This window comes from Shewanella electrica, from assembly GCF_022321485.1.
GTDB classification, from domain to species: Bacteria; Pseudomonadota; Gammaproteobacteria; order Enterobacterales; family Shewanellaceae; genus Shewanella; species Shewanella electrica.
Genome location: NZ_JAKOGG010000448.1, coordinates 1 through 259, shown reverse-complemented (window position 1 = coordinate 259; position 259 = coordinate 1). Strand labels below are relative to the sequence as shown.

At 50.2% G+C, this 259-nt stretch carries 1 protein-coding gene; it reads left to right on the top strand.

Going from position 1 to position 259, the window contains the following annotated elements:
• The coding region (locus tag L9G74_RS21170) for a hypothetical protein (protein WP_238898729.1) at positions 1 to 259 on the top strand (259 nt) is incomplete at both ends.

Below are 259 nucleotides of genomic sequence, written 5' to 3'. Positions count from 1 at the left end.
GAGACGTCGGGCATCATTCCCATTGACGTCTTTTGCGCATGGTGGCACATCGAGAACATGGGCGCTGCGCTGCAAGAATTCTTTCATCCGAAATTCCCAGGCTGCCAGCTCGTTGAGCACCAAGGCAGCCACTTCCGTTTTCAGGTGCCAAAGCAGTCGTTGCGACCTTACGCAATCTTTGGTCTCCTCGAGGAAAACAAGGAGCAATTGCACGTTGATGAATATGGTGTGAGTGAGACATCATTAGAACACATTTTCA